The sequence below is a fragment of the Streptomyces sp. HD genome (assembly GCF_028369295.1).
In the GTDB taxonomy this organism is placed as follows: domain Bacteria; phylum Actinomycetota; class Actinomycetes; order Streptomycetales; family Streptomycetaceae; genus Streptomyces.
In genome coordinates, this window is record NZ_JAQMYP010000022.1 from 48,750 (window position 1) to 68,575 (window position 19,826).

General features: G+C 72.1%; 20 protein-coding genes. 8 read left to right on the forward strand and 12 right to left on the reverse strand.

The genetic code is table 11. The annotated features are described in order from the left end of the window. Window positions 1-18: 18 nt before the first annotated feature. Entirely contained in the window at window positions 19-762 is a 744-nt protein-coding gene (locus POF73_RS21965; protein WP_272118020.1) for an SDR family NAD(P)-dependent oxidoreductase, read from the reverse strand. Between the two features lie 301 nt (window positions 763-1,063). Here POF73_RS21965 and POF73_RS21970 point away from each other — a divergent pair, with 301 nt between their 5' ends. The 4 genes from POF73_RS21970 (at window position 1,064) to POF73_RS21985 (ending at window position 4,754) form a co-directional block, all read left to right on the forward strand. After that, complete coding sequence (locus POF73_RS21970) at window positions 1,064-2,221, forward strand: cytochrome P450 (protein ID WP_272118022.1); 1,158 nt, start codon at window positions 1,064-1,066, stop codon at window positions 2,219-2,221. Beyond that, window positions 2,218-2,433, forward strand: coding sequence for a ferredoxin (locus POF73_RS21975; protein WP_443049588.1), 216 nt, complete (start codon window positions 2,218-2,220; stop codon window positions 2,431-2,433). Before POF73_RS21970 ends, POF73_RS21975 begins: the two co-directional genes overlap by 4 nt. A gap of 72 nt (window positions 2,434-2,505) precedes the next feature. Next, window positions 2,506-3,795 (forward strand): serine hydrolase, encoded by a 1,290-nt coding sequence (locus tag POF73_RS21980; protein ID WP_272118023.1) that lies wholly within the window; start codon window positions 2,506-2,508, stop codon window positions 3,793-3,795. After that, window positions 3,792-4,754, forward strand: coding sequence for an EamA family transporter (locus tag POF73_RS21985; RefSeq protein ID WP_272118025.1), 963 nt, complete (start codon window positions 3,792-3,794; stop codon window positions 4,752-4,754). Before POF73_RS21980 ends, POF73_RS21985 begins: the two co-directional genes overlap by 4 nt. A 125-nt stretch (window positions 4,755-4,879) precedes the next feature. On the opposite strand, the gene POF73_RS21990 is transcribed toward POF73_RS21985, so the two are convergent. The 5 genes from POF73_RS21990 to POF73_RS22010 form a co-directional block, all read right to left on the reverse strand. Then, window positions 4,880-5,902 carry a GNAT family N-acetyltransferase gene (locus POF73_RS21990; protein WP_272118027.1) on the reverse strand — a complete coding sequence of 341 codons (1,023 nt, stop codon included), beginning with the start codon at window positions 5,900-5,902 and terminating at the stop codon, window positions 4,880-4,882. Between the two features lie 11 nt (window positions 5,903-5,913). Further along, window positions 5,914-7,620, reverse strand: a complete 1,707-nt coding sequence (locus tag POF73_RS21995; RefSeq protein WP_272118029.1) for an ABC transporter substrate-binding protein — start codon at window positions 7,618-7,620, stop codon at window positions 5,914-5,916. After that, window positions 7,617-8,780 (reverse strand): GNAT family N-acetyltransferase, encoded by a 1,164-nt coding sequence (locus POF73_RS22000; protein WP_272118031.1) that lies wholly within the window; start codon window positions 8,778-8,780, stop codon window positions 7,617-7,619. Before POF73_RS22000 ends, POF73_RS21995 begins: the two co-directional genes overlap by 4 nt. Continuing rightward, window positions 8,777-10,108 carry an ATP-grasp domain-containing protein gene (locus POF73_RS22005; RefSeq protein ID WP_272118033.1) on the reverse strand — a complete coding sequence of 444 codons (1,332 nt, stop codon included), beginning with the start codon at window positions 10,106-10,108 and terminating at the stop codon, window positions 8,777-8,779. Before POF73_RS22005 ends, POF73_RS22000 begins: the two co-directional genes overlap by 4 nt. Window positions 10,109-10,299: 191 nt before the next feature. Beyond that, window positions 10,300-10,875 carry a TerD family protein gene (locus tag POF73_RS22010; RefSeq protein WP_272118035.1) on the reverse strand — a complete coding sequence of 192 codons (576 nt, stop codon included), beginning with the start codon at window positions 10,873-10,875 and terminating at the stop codon, window positions 10,300-10,302. 129 nt (window positions 10,876-11,004) lie between these two features. On the opposite strand from POF73_RS22010, the gene POF73_RS22015 reads away from it, so the two are divergent. The 3 genes from POF73_RS22015 (at window position 11,005) to POF73_RS22025 (ending at window position 12,655) form a co-directional block, all read left to right on the forward strand. Further along, entirely contained in the window at window positions 11,005-11,394 is a 390-nt protein-coding gene (locus POF73_RS22015; RefSeq protein ID WP_272118038.1) for a BlaI/MecI/CopY family transcriptional regulator, read from the forward strand. 6 nt (window positions 11,395-11,400) lie between these two features. After that, on the forward strand, window positions 11,401-12,333 hold the full coding sequence (locus POF73_RS22020; protein ID WP_272118039.1) for a M56 family metallopeptidase: 933 nt from the start codon (window positions 11,401-11,403) through the stop codon (window positions 12,331-12,333). 94 nt (window positions 12,334-12,427) lie between these two features. Further along, entirely contained in the window at window positions 12,428-12,655 is a 228-nt protein-coding gene (locus POF73_RS22025) for a twin-arginine translocase TatA/TatE family subunit (protein ID WP_272118041.1), read from the forward strand. A gap of 6 nt (window positions 12,656-12,661) precedes the next feature. Here the strand turns inward: POF73_RS22025 and POF73_RS22030 are convergent, their stop codons facing one another. The 4 genes from POF73_RS22030 to POF73_RS22045 form a co-directional block, all read right to left on the reverse strand. Next, the gene (locus tag POF73_RS22030) at window positions 12,662-13,117 is read right to left on the reverse strand and encodes a tellurite resistance TerB family protein (protein ID WP_272118043.1); all 456 of its coding nucleotides are present in this window, start codon (window positions 13,115-13,117) and stop codon (window positions 12,662-12,664) included. A gap of 107 nt (window positions 13,118-13,224) precedes the next feature. Then, on the reverse strand, window positions 13,225-13,587 hold the full coding sequence (locus tag POF73_RS22035; RefSeq protein WP_272118045.1) for a transcriptional regulator: 363 nt from the start codon (window positions 13,585-13,587) through the stop codon (window positions 13,225-13,227). After that, complete coding sequence (locus POF73_RS22040) at window positions 13,584-14,099, reverse strand: hypothetical protein (RefSeq protein WP_272118047.1); 516 nt, start codon at window positions 14,097-14,099, stop codon at window positions 13,584-13,586. Before POF73_RS22040 ends, POF73_RS22035 begins: the two co-directional genes overlap by 4 nt. A 90-nt stretch (window positions 14,100-14,189) precedes the next feature. Continuing rightward, a complete protein-coding gene (locus POF73_RS22045) occupies window positions 14,190-15,224 on the reverse strand; it encodes a glycoside hydrolase family 5 protein (protein ID WP_272118048.1) in 1,035 nt (344 codons plus the stop codon). Window positions 15,225-15,443: 219 nt separating this feature from the next. Between POF73_RS22045 and POF73_RS22050 the strand changes: the two genes are divergently transcribed. Continuing rightward, window positions 15,444-16,664 (forward strand): lipase family protein, encoded by a 1,221-nt coding sequence (locus POF73_RS22050; RefSeq protein ID WP_272118051.1) that lies wholly within the window; start codon window positions 15,444-15,446, stop codon window positions 16,662-16,664. Between the two features lie 155 nt (window positions 16,665-16,819). Here POF73_RS22050 and POF73_RS22055 read toward each other — a convergent pair whose 3' ends face one another. Both POF73_RS22055 and POF73_RS22060 read right to left on the reverse strand, forming a co-directional pair. After that, complete coding sequence (locus POF73_RS22055) at window positions 16,820-18,715, reverse strand: transglycosylase domain-containing protein (RefSeq protein WP_272118052.1); 1,896 nt, start codon at window positions 18,713-18,715, stop codon at window positions 16,820-16,822. Beyond that, complete coding sequence (locus POF73_RS22060) at window positions 18,712-19,770, reverse strand: sigma factor-like helix-turn-helix DNA-binding protein (protein WP_272118054.1); 1,059 nt, start codon at window positions 19,768-19,770, stop codon at window positions 18,712-18,714. Before POF73_RS22060 ends, POF73_RS22055 begins: the two co-directional genes overlap by 4 nt. Window positions 19,771-19,826 lie beyond the last annotated feature (56 nt).

The window sequence follows — 19,826 nt, forward strand, 5'->3', positions numbered from 1 at the left end:
GGTCCCGAGGGGGGCCGGTCAGGCCTGGTCGGTGGGGCGTACGAAGATCTCGGCGACCGTCGTGTGCGGCGGGGCCGTCACCGCGTAGCGCACCGCCTCGGCGATGTCGGCGGCCTGCAACTGGCGGATCTTGGCGACGCGTTCCTCGATGGCGGCCTTCGTCGGGGCGTGGGTGATGTGTTCGCGCAGTTCCGTCTCGACCGTGCCGGGCTCGATCACCACCACCCGCACCCCGCGCTCGGTGACCTCCTGGCGCAGCGCCTCGCTGAACGCGTTCACGGCGAACTTGCTCGCGTTGTAGACGGCGGCTCCGCGCATCGCGACCCGCCCCGCGATGGACGACATCTGCACCACGACGCCCTGGCTGCGCAGCAGATGGGGCAGCGCCGCATGGGTCACGTACATCAGGCCGCGGACATTGGTGTCGATCATCCGGGTCCAGTCGGAGGTGTCGGCGCCCTCCACCGGCCCCAGCAGCATCAACCCGGCGTTGTTGACCACGATGTCGAGCCCGCCGAGGGTCTCCACGGTGGAGGCCACGGCCGCGTGGACGGCCTGCTCGTCGGTGACGTCCAGGTCGAGGACGTGCACCTCGGCCCCGGCGGCGGTGAGTTGGTCCCGGAGCGCGTGCAGCCGCTCGACCCGGCGGGCCGCGATCGCCACGGCGGCGCCCTCCGCGGCCAGCATCCGCGCCGTGGCCTCGCCGATTCCCGAACTCGCACCCGTGACGAGCGCGACTTTCCCCTGCAATGCGGACGGCATCAATTTCCCCACTTCGTACGGTGGTTGGCGGTGCTGTTGGGCCGTGCTGTTTTCGAAGAATCCAGAAGAAGCTAGCAGTCGGCGCATTGCCGCTGAATTCCTTTCGGCGGCCCTGGTTATGACTGTTTCCGTCGGGTTATGCGGGCAGCGCCGATGCCCCGGGCGTGCCCCGCCGGCCTGCGGCAGATTGGCTGCACGAATGGCGTGATCCGTGTGCGGCGATGGGCGGTGGATGATGAACGAGGCGACGCCTCACGAGCAGCAGACGGCACCGGCGTACCCGATGACCCGAGTGTCACCCGTGGACCCTCCACCACAGCTCGCCGAGTTGCGCGGCGGCAGGGCCGCGAGCCGGGTGACCCTGTGGGACGGTGCCCATGTGTGGCTGGTTACCTCGCACGCCGGTGTCCGGGCCGTCCTGGGTGACCGCCGCTTCACCGCGGTCACCAGCGCCCCCGGCTTCCCCATGCTGACCCGCACCTCCCAACTGGTGCGCGCCAACCCGGCGTCGGCGTCCTTCATCCGCATGGACGACCCGGACCACTCCCGGCTGCGCTCGATGCTCACCCGGGACTTCCTGGCCCGTCGCGCCGAGGCCCTCAGGCCGGCGGTGCGGGAGTTGCTAGACGACCTCCTCGCCAAGCTGGTCGCCGGGGAGCGGCCGGTCGATCTGGTCGGCGGGCTGACCATCCCGGTGCCGTCCCGCGTCATCACGCTGCTCTTCGGGGCGGGCGACGAGCGCCGCGAGTTCATCGAGAGCCGCAGCGCCGTCCTCATCGACCGCGGCTACACCCCCGACCAGGTCGCCGCCGCCCGTGACGAACTGGACGGCTATCTGCGCGAGTTGGTCGAGCAGCGGCTGGCGGACCCCGGCGAGGACCTGATCAGCCGGCTGGTCCTTGACCAGGTGCGGCCGGGCAACCTGACCGTCGAGGAACTGGTCCCGATGTGCCGGCTGCTGCTGGTGGCCGGCCACGGCACCACCACCAGCCAGGCCAGCCTCAGCCTGCTGAGCCTGCTCACCGACCCGGGCCTGGCCGAGGCGCTCACCGAGGACCCGGACCTCATGCCCAAGGCGGTCGAGGAGCTGCTCCGCTTCCACTCCATCGTGCAGAACGGCCTGGCCCGCGCCGCCGTCGAGGACGTACAGCTCGACGACGTGCTCATCAAGGCGGGCGAGGGCGTGGTGCTGTCGCTGTCGGCGGGCAACCGTGACGAGGGGGTCTTCCCCGACCCGGACCGGCTGGACCCGCACCGCGACGCCCGCCGCCACGTCGCCTTCGGCCACGGCATGCACCAGTGCCTGGGTCAGTGGCTGGCCCGGGTCGAGCTGGAGGAGATCCTCGCGGCCGTGCTGCGCTGGATGCCCGGCGCCAAGCTCGCCGTGCCGTTCGAGGAGCTGGACTTCCGCCACGAGGTGTCGAGTTACGGGCTCGGCGCGCTCCCCGTGACCTGGTGAGCGCCGTGCACCGGCTGACCGTAGTGGTCGACCCGGCCGCCTGCTGTGCCATGGGCCGCTGCGCGGCCACGGCACCGGAGATCTTCGACCAGGACCCGGACACGGGAACCGTGGTCCTGCTGGACGCCACACCCCCGCCCGAGTCCCACGAGTCGGCCCGGCTGTGCGCCGAACTGTGCCCGTGCGGGGCCATCACCGTCGACGAGGACTGAACGCCTGTGAGTACAGGCCCTGAGCGAGTGCATCAGCACGGATCCCGCCCGGACGGCGGCCGACAAGGAGCGATGATGACCGAAGGTGCCGGTACCGTCCCGTCCGCCGCGCTCGCGGCGCTCGCCGCCGACGACTCGCCGCGGGGCGAGGCGGCCCGCTGGGCGATGGAGTTGCTGACCGGGCCCGACGCCGGTACGGACGTGGACCTGGGCGGCCGTCTGGTACCCGCGCTGGCCGCCCGGCTCGCGCCGGACTTCGCGGCGACGCTGGCCCGGTGGCGGGCGAAGGGGCCGTTCTCGGTCGCCTCCTACCAGCCCGTCGCCCACAAGGCATGGGTGGTGCTGGCCGGGGCGGGGGAGGGACGCCAGACGCTGTCGCTGACGCTCGACTCCAAGGGCCTGCTCCAGCAGTTCACCCTCCAGCCCGAGGTCGTCACACCGGAGATACCCACCTGGGACGCGCTGGAGGAGGCGCTGCGCACCCCCGGCGTCGAGACGTCCGCCCTCGCCGCACGGCTGACCCCCGAGGGCTACGACGTCCTGCACGCCTCGGCCGCCGAACGGCCGATGCCGGCCGGCTCCACCAACAAGCTGTACGTGATGCGCGCCCTCGCCCACGCCATCGACAGCGGCGAGCTGACCTGGGACGACGAGATCACCGTACGGGCCGGGCTGCGCAGTCTGCCCACCGGTGACATGCAGGACCTCCCGGACGGCACCCGGGTGTCGGTGCGCGAGACGGCGCACAAGATGATCGTGCTGAGCGACAACACGGCCGCCGACCTGATCCTCGACCGGCTGGGCAGGGCCGCCGTGGAGGATGCGGTGGCCGACTCCGGGCACCACGACCCGGTGCTGCTGCGCCCGTTCGCCACCAGCCGGGAGATCTTCGAACTCGGCTGGGGCGACCCGGAGCTCAGGAAACGCTGGGCCGCGGCGGACGAGCCCGCGCGCCGGGCACTGCTCGACGGCATCGACCGGCCGCTGACGGTGCGCCTGTCCGACCTCGGCGAGACGGTCCACCAGTTCGGCGTCGACTGGTTCATGAACGCCTACGACGTGCTGGGCGTCCTGCGCGGCCTCGCGGCCGACAGCGACCGGGACGCCACCGGCACCGTCGAGGACATCATGACCGCCTACCCGGGCCTCGTCGTGGACCGCGACCGCTGGACGCGGGCCTACTTCAAGGCCGGTTCCGCCCCCGGCGTGATGATGTTCTGCTGGCTGCTGCGCGACCACGCCGGCGACACCTACGTACTGGTGCTGCGGCAGCAGGCCGACGAGCAGAAGTACGTCGGGGACGGCCTGTTCCTGCGCGGGCTCGGCGCGCGGGTGATCGAGTCCGGGCTGCTCGGCCGGTGAGCGTCCGGGACCGGTCCCTCGCCGCCTTCGTGGCCCTGCTGTGGGGGCTGAACTTCCTCGCCGTGCGGATCGGCCTCGACCACTACCCGCCGTTCTTCCTCTCCGCGCTGCGCTTCTTGGTGCTGGCCGTGCCGGTGGTGCTGTTCGTGCCCCGGCCCAAGGCACCGCTGCGCTGGCTCGTGCTGTACGGGCTGGGCTTCGGGGCGCTGCAGTTCGGGCTGCTGTTCCTCGCCATCGACCAGGGCATGCCGTCGGGGCAGGCGTCGGTCGTGGTGCAGGCGGCGGCGCCGTTCACCATGCTGCTGGGCGCGGCGCTGCTCGGGGAGCGGATCTCCCGGCGGCAGCTGGGCGGCATCGCCCTGGCCGTGCTCGGCATGACGGTCATCGCGGTGGAACGGGCCCGCAGCGCCGCGCTGCTGCCGCTGCTGCTGACCGTGCTGGCGGCCCTCGGCTGGGCGCTGGGCAACATCGCCAGCCGGCAGGCCCGCCCCGACCATCCGCTGCGCTTCGCCCTGTGGATGGCGGTCGTGCCGCCGGTGCCGCTGCTGGCCCTGTCGGCCGTCATGGAGGGACCCACCACCGGCTGGCGCGCGCTCGGCGACTCCTTCGGCGGCGACGGCTGGCCCGCCCTGGTGGCGCTGCTGTACACCGCGCTCGCCGGTTCCGTCGTCGGCTCCGGCATCTGGACGACGCTGCTGAAGCGGTACGAGGCGGCCACGGTGGCGCCGTTCTCCATGCTGGTACCGGTCGTCGGTGTCGCGGTCGCCTGGCTCTTTCTCGACGAACGTCTCACCGGCTGGGCGGCCGCGGGCAGCGTGGCGGTCGTCGGCGGCGTGCTGCTCGGCTCGACGACCACAAGGCGCAAGTCCCCCGAGGACCGGGCCCCGGTCTTCGAGGGCGGCACGCGCCCCGCCGCCCAGCCCCCGGCCGAGCCGGCCTCCCGCGTCCAGGACAGCTGACGGTCGGCGGGCTGCTGTCCGGGTCGGAGTCTTCGCGCCGGACGCCGAAAGGCCCCCGCGGACCGGGTATCGGTCCTCGGGGGCCGTACGCAGTCCGCTGCCCGGCCCGCTGCTCAGCCTTCTGCTCAGTTCTCCGCCGGGGCGACGTCCCGGGTCCAGGACACCCATCGGTCGTAGGGCTCGAAGCCCATGGCCTCGTTCAGCGCGATCATCGGCCGGTTGGTCTCGTCGTTCGCCGTCTCCACCAGCCGTACCTGCGGTTCGTGGCGCAGGGCGAGGTCCAGGTTGGCCAGCTTCAGCAGCAGGCCCAGGCCGTGGCCGCGGTGGTCGCGGTGGACCACGGTCATGCCCTGGAGGAGGTACTCGGGGTTGCCGGTGGTCTTGGAGACGCTGGTGTAGCCGGCCAGTCGACCGCTCGCCTCGTGCACGACGCCGGTGTGGTGGGCCCGCCGGCCCCGGCCGACGCGCATCTTCTCGAACTGGCGGGCGTAGCTGGTGCGGACCTCCTGCTGCGCGGCGTCGGCGGGGGCGTCGCCCAGGGAGAGTTCCAGCGCCGACACCTGGAGCGCGTACTCGTCGGGCGTGATGGTGCCCCAGGTGACGAGCGAGTAGCCGGGCGGCGCGGCGGGGACGCCGTGGGCCAGCGGATTGTGCCGGCCGAGGTCGAGCCACTGGTGCAGTCCGCCCGGGACGTCCGCGCGCACCGCGCCCATGGCGGCGGCGAACGCGGCCGGCCCCTCGCCCAGCGGAGGACCGTCCGGCAGCCCCTCGGAGAGCGTCGCGGCGAGCGTGGACCGCCCGTGCTTGCCGGCCAGTTCGAGGGCGTGGGCGTGCAGCGCCCGCCCGATGCCGCGGCGGCGCAACCGGGGATGCACCAGCAGCTGGTCGACCCGGGCGGCGGGCGCCCCCTCGGGCAGCACCAGCCGCAGCGCACCCACCACCTTGCCGTCGGCCCGCGCCACCCAGTCGTCCAGCGCGGTGCCGGGCGGGGCGTGCCGCAGCGAGCCGATCATGTCGACGTTGCAGGGCGGAGCGGCGTGCGGAGCGTCGCCGGACGACTCGGCGAGCAGGTCGAGCCACTGGCCGGCCGTCTCGTCGTCGTCCGCGCTGAGCGGGACGAACTCCAGATCCCGTGGGGTGTCGGTCATACGAGGTTTCCTTACGCGTCGGACGAGTCGGGGCCGGTGGCGTCCAGGCCCATCGCCTGGATGTCGTAGAGTCCGAAGGCCGGGTGGACGTAGACGTTGGTGACCCACGGATTGCGGAAGTGCAAGGTCTTGTCGTGGACCAGGGGCAGCAGCACGGCGTGCTCCATCACCCGGCGTTCCACCTCCCGCCACAGGCGGGCGCGCCCGGCGGGGTCGGTGGTGTGCAGGGTCTCGTCGATCAGGGCGTTGACCGCCGGGTCGTCGAGCTCGGGCAGGTTCCAGTTCCCGCCGTTGCGCTTGATCTGGCGGCCGTCGACCAGCGGGGCGAGGAAGCCGTACTCGGTGGGGAAGTCGGCGCCCCAGTCGGTGACGATCAGCCCCAGCCTGTTCTCGCGCACGGTCTGCGGATGACCGGCCCCCAGACTGAAGTACGTCGCCACGTCCAGTTCCTTGACGGTGAGCCGGATGCCGACGCGGGCCACCGACTCCACGAGCGCGTCGGCCACCATCCGGAACTTGCCGCGCTGGGTGCCGATCACCGCCTCGAAGCCGTCCGCGAGGCCCGCCGCCTTGAGCTCGGCCCGCGCCGCGTCCAGGTCGCCGCGCAGGTCCGGGCCGCTCGGGTACGGATCGAGGTTCTGGTGGGCGGGCAGCCGCGGCGGGAACAGGGCGGTGGTGAGATCGCCGCCGGTGACCGGGCCGCCGCGGGCCTCCTGGAGGAGCAGCCGGTCGGCGGCGTAGTGCACGGCCCGGCGTACGTGGACGTCGTCGAACGGCGGGATGTGCGGCTGCATCGCGACGAAGTGCAGGAAGCTGGTGCGCGGGTTGTCGGTGTGCGAGCGCAGCACGTCGTCCGCGGTGACCCGGCCCTGGGCCGTGTGCTGCAGCCCCCTGCCCTCCAGGTTGATGTCGAACTCCCCGGCGACCAGCCGTGCGTCGAGTTCGTCGACGTCCAGGCCGATGGTCAGCTCCACCCGGTCCGGCAGCGCGGGCCGGATCGGATCGGTGGCCGGGTCCCAGTACGGGTTGCGCTCCAGGTGGAGGTACGCGCCCGGCCGGTGCTCGGCCACCCGGTACGGGCCGCTGGAGAGCGGGGAGTTGCCGTAGTCGGCGCCGGTGTCGGCGTGCCCCGGCACCGGCGCCGCGCAGGGCTGGGCCATCAGGTGGTCGAAGTCGGAGAACGGCCGGTTCAGATGGAAGACGACGGTGTGCTCGTCCGGTGTGTGGACGGACTTCAGCGGTTCGTCGGTCCGGTACGGGCCGGGGTAGGGCCGGGCCGGGTCGTCAAGGAGCGGCACTAGATAGGTGGGGCCGCCGGGCAGCACGTCCTGGGCGAACACCCGCTGTACGGCGTGGCGTATGTCGGCCGACGTGATCGGGGTGCCGTCGGAGTGCCGCAGGCCCCGGCGCAGCCGGTACGTCCAGGTACGGCCGCCGTCGCTCACCTGCCCGGGGCCGTCGGCCAGGTCCGGGACCGGGACGAGACCGCCCGGCCCGGGGTCGGTCGGGTAGGCCATGAGCGTGCGGTTGAGCAGCCGTTGGAGCAGCCACACCCACACGTAGTAGGTGCGCGCCGGGTCGAGCGAGTCCACGTCGGCGGAGCTGACCAGGCGCAGGGTTCCGCCGCGCCGGTCGGAGCGGTTCACCAGCGCGCCCACGGCGGCGTCCCAGCCGGGGCCACCGGTCGCCGGGGCGGGCCGTCGGGTCGGGGCGGTCATCGGGGATTCCCTTCGGGACGTGGGCTGTTGTCGGGATTCGGGCCGGTGCCGGGGCGCGGGCCGTTGTCGAGACGCAGCAGGAAGGAGTGCTCCTGGGCGGCGAGGCAGCCGCGGGCGAGTTTCGCCTCGACACTGCCGATCCCGGCGTGCAGGACGCTGACGCCCTGTTCGGCCGCCGCCTCCAGGACGCGGTAGTACAGGACGTCGTAGTAGAGCGGCAGCTTGCCCTGGGCTTCGTAGTCGAAGCCGGCGCGGTGGCCGAACCACTCCTCGCGTCCCCGGGACCTGGAGCGCAGCACCATGCCGAAGCCGATGGGGACGCCGTCCTTGCGGGCGACGGAGACCATCACGTCGTCGCCCATCACCTCGCCGATCCAGCCGATCAGCCCCGCCGAGTGCTCGGGGCTGGCCGGATTGCCGTACTTGCGCAGCAGGTTGCAGTCCAGCTCGCCGAGCCGGGGCACCAGATCCGGGGTCAGCGGTTCGACGCTGACCTCGATCTTGGCCTCGGCCAGCGCGCGCCGCTCCAGCTTGACCCTGCGGCGCCGGTGCTTGCTCATCTCGGCGAGGAACTGCTCCCAGCCGCCCGCTGGAATGGGCAGCCAGGCGTAGTGGGCGGACGGGTGGGAGGCGTAGCCGCGCCGACGCAGCAGCTCCACGAGGCCCGAGTCGCGCTCGTCGACGTGCGGGAAGCACACGGAGGCCGCGCCCCGCTCGACGGCGAGCCGTTCGGCGTCCGCCACCAGGGCTTCCACGTCCGACGGCAGCGCGTCGGGCGCGGCCAGCGTGCGGGTGCGGCCCAGATGGCGGCCGCCGCACACCAGGGACGGCAGCAGCGACGCCGGGTCGCCCTGCGCCACGTCGGCGAGCCGGGCCAGCGCCTCGGGCTCCTCGTCCTGCACTGCGCGGGCGAGCATCGCGTCGGGGCGGGCGAGCAGCCAGGGCACCGAGTCGTCCGCCCACGCGGTCACCAGGGCCGCGACGGGTGCGCCCGCCCGGCGACGTACCAGGAAGTCCATGGTGGTGCCGGAGTTGCGCTCCTGCACACCCAGCCAGCGGGGCGTCTGGAAGAAGTCCTCGGGGCCCAGCAGCTCCGCCCAGCCGGCCGCCTCCAGCTCGGCGGCGCTGGGAACGGCCACGACCTCGGCGCCGTCGCTCACGAGCGCACGTCCCGGCCGGCCGCCTGGTCCGCCCGGCCCGCCTCGTCCTCCTCGACCACGAAGTCGAGGAATCCGGCCGCCTTGTCGGCGAGGGCCTGCGCTTCGAGCCGGTCCGGTCCGTTGCAGTAGGTGAAGCCGACGCAGGAGGAGTTGTCCATGCGCTGGAGCAGCTTGTCGCCGGGTTCCACGTGCAGCAGGACCTGGACGCCGGGTACGGCGGAGGCGGCCTCGATGCCGTCGACCCGCTTGAGCGTGCCGCGCCGCTCGGGGTAGATCATGCGCACGGCCGCGCCGCCCCGGTGCACGACGGGCTCGATCGGCGGGACCTCGCCGATCGCGAGCAGCCAGGCGTCGAGGATCGGGCTGCGCCCGGTGACGTCCGTGACCAGCATGGTCATACAGCTCGACGGCGTACGCGGATTGGCCTCGATGACCCGCCAGCCGGACTCGGTGCGCCGTACCTCGGTGTGGCAGGGGCCGTGCCCGTAGCCGATCGCCTCCAGCGTCCGGCGGACGACGGAGTACAGCGCGTCGCGCTCCTCGTCGGACAGCGGCACGGGGAAGGTGTGCCCGCACTCGATGTAGGCGGGGTCCCCGAACAGGTCCTTGGAGGTGACGCCGAAGACATGGGTGTACCCGTTCACCGTCATGGTCTCGACACTGACCTCGACGCCCTCGACGTACGTCTCAAGGAGCACGTCCCCGGACCGTGGCTGGCCGCGCAGGCTGTGCCGCATCTGCGACAGCTCCTGCCACGCCTCGACCAGCTGCTCCATGTCGTCGACGCGCCGCACGCCGTAACTGATGGCCTCCGCGGGCGGCTTGGCGATCATCGGGAAGCCGAGCCGGCGCGCGGCCTCGTCCAGTTGCTCCCGCCCGCTGACCAGCATGTGCGGAATGTTGTACGGCACGTCCCCGAGCGCGACCCGCAGCCGGTCCTTGACGTTGGCGGTCTCCACGGCGGCGGGGTCGGGGCCGGGCAGCCCGAGCCGCCGGGCCGCCTGCGCGGCGAGGACGGTGTGGTAGTCGGAGAACGACGTCAGCCCGTCCACCAGGACCTGCCCGTCGGGGCCGGTCACCGACGCCAGCACCGCGTCCACATCGGTGGTGTCCACGTCGATCACCCGGTCGACGGCCGCCGCGAGGGGGTGCGACTCCCAGTCGTGGCCGTGTGTGTACCAGGACCGGTCACCGGTCAGCAGCCACACCTCCAGCCCGTGCTCACGCGCCTGGTGCAGCCCCAGCACGAAGGGATGGTTCTGCATGTGCTCGACGATCGCGACGCGTTTGCCCGCGAACTTGGCATAGTCGGCCAGGGGTGTGGTCATCGAACCGCCTCCGTCACTCCGCGTGCACTCACCGGACTCAGAAAACAAATCCAGTTGAACGCGTCCCTCACGCACGGGGCACGGATCGGACGACGGTGTGCATAGGCGGCGGGCGAGGCGCATAGGAAGCGGCCCGGGTGTGCTGGGGGCGCCCCGAACGGGAGGTGTGAGCTCGGCGGGGAGCGGTCGGGTCAGACGCCGACGCCGAAGTCTGCGGCGATGCCGGCCAGGCCGGACGCGTAGCCCTGGCCGACCGCGCGGAACTTCCACTCGGCGCCGCCCCGGTAGAGCTCGCCGAAGACCATGGCCGTCTCCGTCGACGCGTCCTCGGACAGGTCGTAGCGGGCGATCTCGGCGCCGCCGGCCTGGTTGACGACGCGGATGAAGGCGTTGCGGACCTGGCCGAAGCTCTGGCCGCGGTTCTCGGCGTCGTGGATGGAGACCGGGAACACGATCCGGTCGACCTCGGCGGGCACGGCGGCGAGGTCGACCTTGATGCTCTCGTCGTCGCCCTCTCCCTCACCGGTCAGGTTGTCGCCCGTGTGCTCGACGCAGCCGTCGGGGCTGGTCAGGTTGTTGTAGAAGACGAAGTGCCGGTCGGACAGGACCTTGCCGGACGCGTTCAGCAGCAGCGCGGAGGCGTCGAGGTCGTAGTCGGTGCCGGTGGTGGTGCGCACGTCCCAGCCCAGTCCGACCAGGACGGCGGTCAGACCGGGGGCCTCCTTGCTGAGCGAGACGTTGCCGCCTTTGGCCAGGGAAACTCCCATTGCGTACTCCTTCACGGTGGGTCGGAGGGGGCTCGATCTGAAATCTACAACACTGTAGAAGTTGGCCGCATGGCGGCCTCTATACGATGTCCGGTCGGGCAGCGGGTGACAGCGGAAGGGAGACCGGGCATGGCGGATCACCAACAGGGTTCCCGGCGCCGGGGGCAGGGCGAGCTGGAGGTGCTGGTCCTGTCGGCGCTGCGGGAGGCGGACGGACCGGCGACGGCCGGCTGGGTGCAGGAGCGGCTCGGCGGGGACCTCGCCTACACGACGGTGATCACGATCCTGACCCGGCTGCTGGCGAAGGGCGCGGTGACCCGGGAGCGGTCCGGCCGGTCCTTCGCATGGACGCCGGCCTCGGACGAGGCGGGTCTCGCCGCGCACCGGATGCGCAGGGTGCTGGACGGAGAGAGCGACCGGGAGGCGGTGCTGGCCAGCTTCGTCACCGGTCTGGGGCCGGACGACGAGCGGCTGCTGCGCGAACTGCTGGGTCAGTCCCGGGACGAAGGGGAAGACTGACGCCTCATGGGGGTCTTCGTCTTTCTGCCGCTGGTCCTGCCGCTCACGGCCTGGCCGATCGCCCGCCTGGCCGAGCAGCGTCTGCATCCCCGCACCGCCACCCGGCTGCTCACCGGCGTCGCCGCGGTGATGGCGGTGTGCAGCACGGTGTGCCTCGCCCTGACGATGGTGGTGGGCACCGCCCAACTGCCCGGCAACCCGCTGCCCGACGGCTGGTCCGACCCCGAGGTGCGGGCGGCGGTGCCGTACGACGAGGTCGTCGGGAAGGCGGCGATCCCGGCGCTGTGTGCCGTACTGGTGGCGTGCGGCCGGACGCTGTGGCGGCACCGCAGGGTGCGCCGCGCGGCACACCGGGCGCTGGCCGGGATGCCCGGCACCGAGGTGGTCGTCCTGCCCGACGGCGCCCCTTACGCGTATGCGCTGCCCGGCGGCCGCCGTGGCCGGGTCGTGGTGACCACGGGTCTCCTGGACCGTCTCGAACCCGCCGAACGCCGGGCGCTGTTCGCCCATGAGCGCGCCCACCTCGCCGCCCGCCATCACCGTTTCCTGCTCGCCGTACAACTGGCCGCGCGGGCCAACCCGTTCCTGCGTCCGCTGCGTACGGCCGTGTCGTACACCGCGGAACGCTGGGCGGACGAGGAGGCGGCCCAGAAGGTCGGCAGCCGCCGCACCGTGGCGCGCGCGATCGGCAGGGCGGCGCTGGTGTCCCGGGGCGCTCCCCTGCCCACGCTGCCGGGGTTCGCCGCGCCGGGGCCGGTGCCGCGCCGGGTGAAGGCTCTTCTCCACCCCGCACCCGTCGTACGCAGCTGGCCCTCGGTGTTCACCACCGTGGGCCTGGCGGCATGGGGTGCGGCGGCGGGGGCGGCCGTCTCCGCGATGTCGTCGGCGAACTCCGCGGTGACGATGGTGCTGATCCTGCACGCCGCGACGCCTCTGTGAGGCGGGCTTGTTGTGCGATCGCGTTTCAGGAGACACTTCTACAGGCCCGTAGATCGCACACCCGCAGATCGCCCCCCGGGAGAGAGCAGACCTGATGTTCGGCTTGAGTGAACTGGCCCTGATCCTCCTCGTGGTGGCGGCGGTCCTCGTCGTGAAGAAACTCCCCGAGCTGACCCGCTCGGCCGGCAAGGCGACCCGCATCCTCAAGGGCGAGGCCAGGGCGCTCAAGGAGCAGGACGGCCCCGACGACGCGCGGCCCGGCCCGGGACGGGTGGTCCCGGGCACGGTGGTCGGGCGGGGTGATCCGCCCGCGCGTTCCTGAGCTCGCTCAGAGGTCGAACTCGTGCGGCGGCAGATCCAGCGTGAAGCACGCCTCGCGGACGACCGCCTGCTCGGTCTTGTCGAAGTCGCCGTCGGCGCCGCCGATGACGATGCCGATCTGGATGACTGCCCGCGCCTCGGCGGGCTTCTTCTTGGCCTTGGCGACCTCCTGCAACACGCTGACCTTGCCGAAGGCGAAGTCGGCGGTCAGTTTGTCGAGGTTCTCCTCGAAACGGCGGCGCAGGTCGTCGGCGTCGAAGTTGCGCAGCACGTCGTTGGAGGCGATCAGCTGGGCCACCCGCTGCCGCTCGGAGGGATCGACGGTGCCGTCGGCAGCGGCGACGAGCGCACACATCGCCATGCTCGCGTCGCGGAAGGCACCGCTCTTGAGGTCGTTCTTCTTCGCCGTCAACTGGGTCTGCATCGTCGATGCGGACTCCTTGATGCGGTCCCACAGGGCCATGAGAACTCCAAACGGGGTATGGCGCACGGCCGCCCGGCGCGGACGGCGCTAACTTCTACAGCTATGTAGAAGTTAGCAGGGTGGGTCCCGTGGGGGAGGAAGGGCCGTCAGACGCCCGAGGACTGCTCGCCGCCGCGCTCGCCGGACACCTGCGGTGGCGGTGTCTGTTGTCCGACGATCGCCCGTAGTGCCGCGAGGTGGCCGCGGTAGGCCTCGCGGCCGCGGGGGGTGAGGCGCAGCCAGACGCGTTGGCGGGTGTCGCGTACGGCTTTGCGCTGCTCGATGTAGCCGGCCTCCAGCAGGGCTCCGGCGTGCTTGCTCAACACGGAGGCCGAGAGGCCGAGTTGCTCCTGCATCACCGCGAACTCGGCCTCGCCCACGGTGTCCAGCAGGGCGCAGACGCGTAGCTTGTTGGGTGAGTGGACGAGGTTGTCGAAGCCGTCCATCGGGTTGGCGGGCGGGGTGGTCACGGGGTCTTCCGGTGCAGTCGCACGAACGCGAGATGGAAGCCCACGGACACCACGGCCGCGGCGGCCGAGGCGGCGCCGAGCCACCAGGCCTGGCCGGTCACGCGGAACAGCCAGGGCAGCCCCACCAGCAGCACGGGCAAGCCGATCGCCAGGGGTACGGTCGCCGACTTGGGCAGGACGTCGAACCGCAGCGCCACGCCGGTGCGCCGCCTCCAGGAGCGCGCGGCGACCGCGAACAGTGCCAGGTAGGTCACGGTGATGACCAGCAGTGCTCCCGCCCAGGCCGCCCTCGGGAGTATCCACCGCTCGTCGGCGAGCGACCCTCCGTACGCGATGGGGAAGATCACGACGTACGCGGTGAGGGTGGCGGCGAACCAGGTCGGCCACGGTGTGGCCGACAGGGCGGTGGCCGAGGCGCGGATGCGGTCGGCCTCGGCGAGGGTGGCCTGGGCTTCTTCCGGTGTGGCAGGGGGAGGGGGGTAAGAGCCGGTGAAGGGCGCGCCAGTTTCCATGGTGGAAACACTAGGGCCCGACTTTCCGCTCCGTCAACTGACGACTTTCCGGCATGGAAAGTGGTGGCGATCGGTGCTGCTGCGCGTCGGTCACTGCCTCCAGGCCCAGTGCAGGCGGTCCAGCCCGCTGGGGTTGTTCACCGTCAGGCTGAGGTCGGTGCCCGTGCCCTGGAGGGTCGTGAGGGAGTAGGTGTCGCCGTTGCGCAGGCCCGGCCAGTAGACGGAGCCCAGGCCCAGTTCGCGGATGGTGTCGGTCGCCGCCTGGATGTAGGCGATCTCGTGGGAGCCGTTGGTCGGCCCGTTGTAGTCCAGGCCGGACGTCATGGTGGCGCCGAACTCGTCCAGGATGGTGCGCGAGGCGCAGCCGCCGATGCGCTCCTTGAAGTCCTGCTTCCACTGCTCGGCGCTGGTCCAGTCGGTGTGCCAGAAGCCGTAGTTGTGCAGGGCGAGCCGGGTGCCGTCGAGCCGGCTGTCGGCGCACACGGGCTTGACGTCCTCGCTGTACTTGATGCCGCCGACGAGGATCCGGTCGCGGGGCACGAAGCGGTGGGAGGTCACCCACTGCGCGGCGACGTCCCGCCACTCCTGGGAGGTGTAGCCGAACGGCTCGTTCATCGGCTCGAAGTACACCTTGGCGTTACCGGCGTAGGCGGAGGTGATCCGCGCCCACATCCGGTTCCAGGAGGCCTGGTCGTCGATCTTGCCGTCCTTGGCGTTGTCGGCCTCCCAGTAGCCCAGGATGACCTTGAACCCCTTGTCGGTGGCGGCGTCTATCGCTCCCCGGTAGGCCTTCCAGAACGGGCCGTTGACGGAGGAGGGGTTCACCGGCAGCCGTACGGTGTTGGCGCCCAGCTTGCCGAACCCGCCGACGATCGCCTTGGACTTGGCGTAGACGGTGCCGTAGCTGTCGGACTTGGACAGCCCCGAGGGTACGACCTCGTCATCGGCGTAATTGTCGCGCGGGTCGGCCCAGTTGACGCCCCGGAAGTCACTGACGGGCGGTACCGCGGCTTGCGGGGACGCGGGGGAGGCGGACGCGGGGGCGGCGAGCGTTCCCCCGAATGCCGTGGCGCAGGCCAGCAACGCACCGAAGCAAGCTGACCGGCGATGGTTCTTACGTGACACGACATCCCCTTACTGAGGAACAGATCGGCGACTCGATAGCTCCCGCAAACTAGAAGACGACCCGAACACAGGTCAACACATCTGCACACAAAGATTCATTGAGGAACAACCTCGGACTACGTGCAGGCAGAGACGCCCCGGCGCCGAGGGGGTTTCCCCCTTCGCGGCCCGGGGGACAGCTCCATGTCCCGGCGGGCGGCCCACGGACATGATTCATTCATGACTTCACAGCGAACGAATGTCCGGATTCTGGCCGGTGCGGCGTTCCTCGGCAGCGTGTCCGCCCTGCTGGCTCCGGTCTCGGCGGCGGCCGCCCCACACGGCGGGCCGGCACAAGGCGGAGCCGTCGTCTCCGTCGAGCAGGCGGCCGACCTCACCGCGGAGGAAGTGGCCGGGGAATTACGGGGAGAGTTCGACTCGTCCCAGGTCCGCTACGGCGTGACCGCCTACCGGGTCACCTACCGCACCACTGACAGCGCGGGCGCCCCCACGACCGCGAGCCAGCTCGTCGTCCTGCCCAAGAACGGGGCGCGCCGTCTGTCCACCGTCTCCTGGCTGCACGGCACCACCGTCTACCGCAAGGACGTCGCCTCGGAGAACCCGAAGTCCGACGACCGGCTCGTCGCCCTGCTGTTCGCCTCGACCGGCCGGGCCGTTTCGGCGCCCGACTACGTGGGCCTCGGCTCGGGCGAGGGCTTCCACCCCTACGGTGACCCCCGGGCCACCGTCGCGGCCTCGGTGGACGGCCTGCGTGCGGCCCGGACCCTTGCCCACCGCAACGGCCGGGAGCTGAAGCGGAAGGTTCAGGTCAGCGGGTTCTCGCAAGGCGGCCCCGCGACCATGCTGGTGGGCCGGGCGCTGCAACAGCAGGGCGCCGACCGCTACTTCAGGCCGGGCGCACTCGCACCGGTCAGCGGCCCCTACGACCTCTCGGCCTTCGAGGCCGCCGCGGCCGACGACAAGATCGCCAAATCCGGCATCTACCTCGCCTACTTCGTCACGGCCTGGAACAGGATGTACGGCCTCTACACGTCACCCGGCGACGCCTTCCGCTCCCCCTACGACAGCAAGGTGGAGGGTCTCTTCGACGGCTATCACACCGCCGAGCAGATCGTCGGCGAACTCCCGGCGGCGTCCAAGGACCTGTTCACCGAGGACTTCCTGAACAAGATCCGCAAGCCCGAAGGTGTCCTGAAGGACAGGCTGCGCCCGATGGACAACACGTGCGACTGGCGGCCGAACGTACCGGTGGAGATCTTCCACGGCCGGGGCGACCAGGACGTCGACTTCAGCCACGCGGCGTACTGTGCCGACCAGTTGACGAGGAACGGCGCCGCACACCGGCTGACCGACGTGGGCGACTACGACCACAGCGCATCGGTGCGGCAGGCCGTGCCCCGGGTCGTCAGGTTCTTCGACGAGACGGCGAAGACCGGCTGAAGCGCGGTGGGTGGGCGCCACGCGCCGACCCCATGCCCACGGCCCACGTGGGGTGACGAAGCCGCGTCGGCCACCCGGGACCACTCCCACTTCCCGCGTCACCTCCCGCTTCCGGCGTCACCTCCTGGTTCCGGCGTCACCTCCCGCTTCCGGCGTCACCTCCCACTACCCGCGCTGCTCTCCGCCCCACTCTTCTCCGCCCCACTCTTCTCCGCCCCGCCCTTGACGGCAGCCCCCCAAACCCCCGCCGCCACCCCCTCCGTGAAGTCGGTCGGCGGTGGATCGTTCGGTAGCTGTGCGGGGGCCGTCGTGCCCTTCTCGGCGCCCGGCCGGTCGGCGAACAGGGCGACCGTCAGGGCGAGTCGGCGGTCGTACCCGGTGGTCCAAACGGTTCGTCGGGTGATGCCGCCGCCCGCCCCGCCGGTGGCGAACACCTTCCCCGGGACGACGTCGGCACGGGCACCGGGACCGGCGTCGGTGCCGATGGCGGCCGGCGTCGGCCCGCCCCCCGCCCGCATGCCCGCCACCAGCGCCTCCTTCTCGTCCAGCACGCGCCGCACCTCGGGGCGGGCCCGGTAGACGGTGCGGCCCTCCCGGGTGATGCGGGCGACGGTGTACGGGGTGGCGTGGTTGCCGTTCGCCGCGACCGCCGCGTACGCCGATGTCAGGTTCAGCGGCGTCGGTGCCGCCGTCCTCAGCAGCCGGCGCAGCGGCTCGCCCGCCCGCTCCATCCCTTTGAACGGCCCCAGGACCGTCCCCGCCTCCACCGCCCCGCTCACCGCGTCGTTGAACGGCTGGCGCGCGTAGTCCGAGCCCCCGTACAGCAGCCGTACCGCACCGTCGCCGGGCACCAGCCCCACGACCGCGGTGTGCACACGGACGCCGCGTCTGCCCCCGGGGTGCTCCTGGGCCAGTTGCGTGGCGCGGTCCTGGAGGGCCAGGTCGAAGGTGGTCGTGACGCTGTAGCCGCCGCTCGCGAGCTGGTCCTCGGTGATGCCGAGCCGGTCGGCGGCCTCCTTCGCGGCGATGTCGATCAGATACTGCCGCTGCCCCTCGGTGTCGCCCGGCGGATAGAACCGGAACGCCGGGAAACGCGCCCCGGCCCGCTGCTTCGCCGTGATGCTCCCGCTCGCCGCCATCGCGTCCAGCACCCACTCCCAGCGGTCCGCCAGCTTCGCGGTCACCTTCCGGTCCGAGCCCGCCTTCTCGTAGTACGACGGGATGTTGACGATGGAGGCCAGCGCCGCGCCCTGCGCGACGTCAAGGTTCTTCGCGTCCACGCCGAAGTAGTTGCGCGCGGCGGACTGGATGCCGGCGGCGCCCCGGCCGAAGTAGACGGTGTTGAGGTAGCCCTCCAGGATCTCGTCCTTGCTGCGGGTGCGGTCCAGCTTGATCGCGACGAGCGCCTCGCGTGCCTTGCGGGACAGCGACCGCTCCGGGCTGAGCAGCGCGTTCTTCACATACTGCTGGGTGATGGTGGAGCCGCCCTGCGGGTCGTCGCCGGTCAGCGTCGCCAGCGTGGCCCGCGCGATGGCCCGCGGCGAGATCCCGCTGTCCGTACGGAAGGAGCGGTTCTCCGCGGCGATCACCGCCTCCTGCACATGCCGGGGGACCGCGGCCAGCGGGACGTCCTGCCGGTCGACCGGTCCACGCCGACCGAGATAGGCGCCGCCCGAGTCCAGGAACACGGTGCTCTGGGTGACGGTCTCGGGGTGCGGCTTCGGAATGGGCGTCAACCGGTACGCCACGACGGCCGCCGCGCACAGCGTCGCGATCAGGGCGAGGAAGGCGTGGAGGAGCCGGCGGAGGCGACGGCCCCGGGTGCGCCGGAACCGGATCCGCAACGACGTACGCGCCCGCGGGCGCCTCCCCGTCTCCAGCCCCGCCCCTGTCTCTGTCCCCGTCTCTGTCGTTGTCTCCGCCTCCGCCTCCGCCTCCGCCTCCGCCTCCGCCTCCGCCTCCGCCTCCGCCTCCGCCTCCGCCTCCGCCTCCGCCTCCGGCCCCGTCTCCTTCCCCGCGCCCCTCTCCATCTCCCTGTCCGTCCCGCTCACAGCCGCCCCCACCCGCTCGTCGACCGTGCCGCGACCTTGCCCGAGGCGTCGTACACCGTGACGATCCGTTCGTCCGGTTCGGCGGAGAGGATCGCCTGCATGTCCTTCACGGGCAGCGGGGCGCTCGCGTACCAGAGGCCCCAGTCGCCGCTGCCCGCCAGGACGAGGACCTTCGCGGTGGACCTGCCGCCGTCGCCGGTGCTCACCTCGACGCGGCCCGGCTCGCCGTCCAGGCCGTAGTAGAGGCCCGACAGGAAGAACCCGTCGGGCACGCTGTCCATCCGCACCGAGACACCCGGTTCGTCGCGCGGCCGGTCGCTGTCGCCCAGGCCCTTGAGGACGGCGGACCCCGACCAGTGCCCCCCGTCGGCCGTCAGCCACACCCGCACCCCCGGCCCGGCGGTCACCCGCTCGCCCGCCGTCACGATCCGGACCGGGCTGGTCGCGGCATGCGCGCCCCCCTCCGCATCGTCGCCGGACGTCTCGTCGCCCCCCATCCGGTCGGCGGCGAAGAACGCGCCGGGTGCCAGCAGCGCCGCACAGACGGCCGCGATCACGGCGGTACGGCGCCGTCGCAGGACGCGGCCCTGTGCCTGGACGTCGGTCAGCGGCACCTCGGACGGGACGACGTCCCCGGCGGCACGGGCGTACACCTCGCGCAGCCGTCCGGGCTCGGCGCCGGTCGCCCGCAGCCCGTGCCGGACATGGGCCCGCACCGCGCCCGCCGAGCAGCCCAGCACCTGGGCGGTTTCCCCGTCCGTCAGCTCCTCCCAGAACCGCAGCACCAGAACGGTCCGTCGGCGCGCGGCCCGCCGTCCGCGCAGCCGGCGCAGATGGCCCCGCACCAGACAGCGCCGTACGTAGAAATCCCGGTCGTCGCGCGGCACGCGCCGCCAGCCCGCGCACATCCGCGCCAGCGTTCTCCGCACCAGTTCCTCCGCCGCACCGGGGTCGTCGGTGAGCAGCCGCGCGGTCACCACCAGCCAGGGCCAGTGGGTGCGGGCGTAGGTGGCGAAGTCACGGTCGGCGGAAAGTACGGCGTGGGCGGGTGGCACGTGGGCGGTCCTCGGGCTCGGGAACTCGGGCTCTGTCTCGCAGCCGGATCACGGTG

What these genes read in the sequence shown, in the direction of transcription:
- POF73_RS21965 (WP_272118020.1), bottom strand. Translation starts at nt 762, where the DNA reads ATGCCGTCCGCATTGCAGGGGAAAGTCGCGCTCGTCACGGGTGCGAGT.
- POF73_RS22015 (WP_272118038.1), top strand. Translation starts at nt 11,005, where the DNA reads ATGGCGGATCACCAACAGGGTTCCCGGCGCCGGGGGCAGGGCGAGCTG.
- POF73_RS21995 (WP_272118029.1), bottom strand. Translation starts at nt 7,620, where the DNA reads ATGACCGCCCCGACCCGACGGCCCGCCCCGGCGACCGGTGGCCCCGGC.
- POF73_RS22025 (WP_272118041.1), top strand. Translation starts at nt 12,428, where the DNA reads ATGTTCGGCTTGAGTGAACTGGCCCTGATCCTCCTCGTGGTGGCGGCG.
- POF73_RS22020 (WP_272118039.1), top strand. Translation starts at nt 11,401, where the DNA reads ATGGGGGTCTTCGTCTTTCTGCCGCTGGTCCTGCCGCTCACGGCCTGG.
- POF73_RS22050 (WP_272118051.1), top strand. Translation starts at nt 15,444, where the DNA reads ATGACTTCACAGCGAACGAATGTCCGGATTCTGGCCGGTGCGGCGTTC.
- POF73_RS22005 (WP_272118033.1), bottom strand. Translation starts at nt 10,108, where the DNA reads ATGACCACACCCCTGGCCGACTATGCCAAGTTCGCGGGCAAACGCGTC.
- POF73_RS22030 (WP_272118043.1), bottom strand. Translation starts at nt 13,117, where the DNA reads ATGGCCCTGTGGGACCGCATCAAGGAGTCCGCATCGACGATGCAGACC.
- POF73_RS21980 (WP_272118023.1), top strand. Translation starts at nt 2,506, where the DNA reads ATGATGACCGAAGGTGCCGGTACCGTCCCGTCCGCCGCGCTCGCGGCG.
- POF73_RS22040 (WP_272118047.1), bottom strand. Translation starts at nt 14,099, where the DNA reads ATGGAAACTGGCGCGCCCTTCACCGGCTCTTACCCCCCTCCCCCTGCC.
- POF73_RS22010 (WP_272118035.1), bottom strand. Translation starts at nt 10,875, where the DNA reads ATGGGAGTTTCCCTGGCCAAAGGCGGCAACGTCTCGCTCAGCAAGGAG.
- POF73_RS21990 (WP_272118027.1), bottom strand. Translation starts at nt 5,902, where the DNA reads ATGACCGACACCCCACGGGATCTGGAGTTCGTCCCGCTCAGCGCGGAC.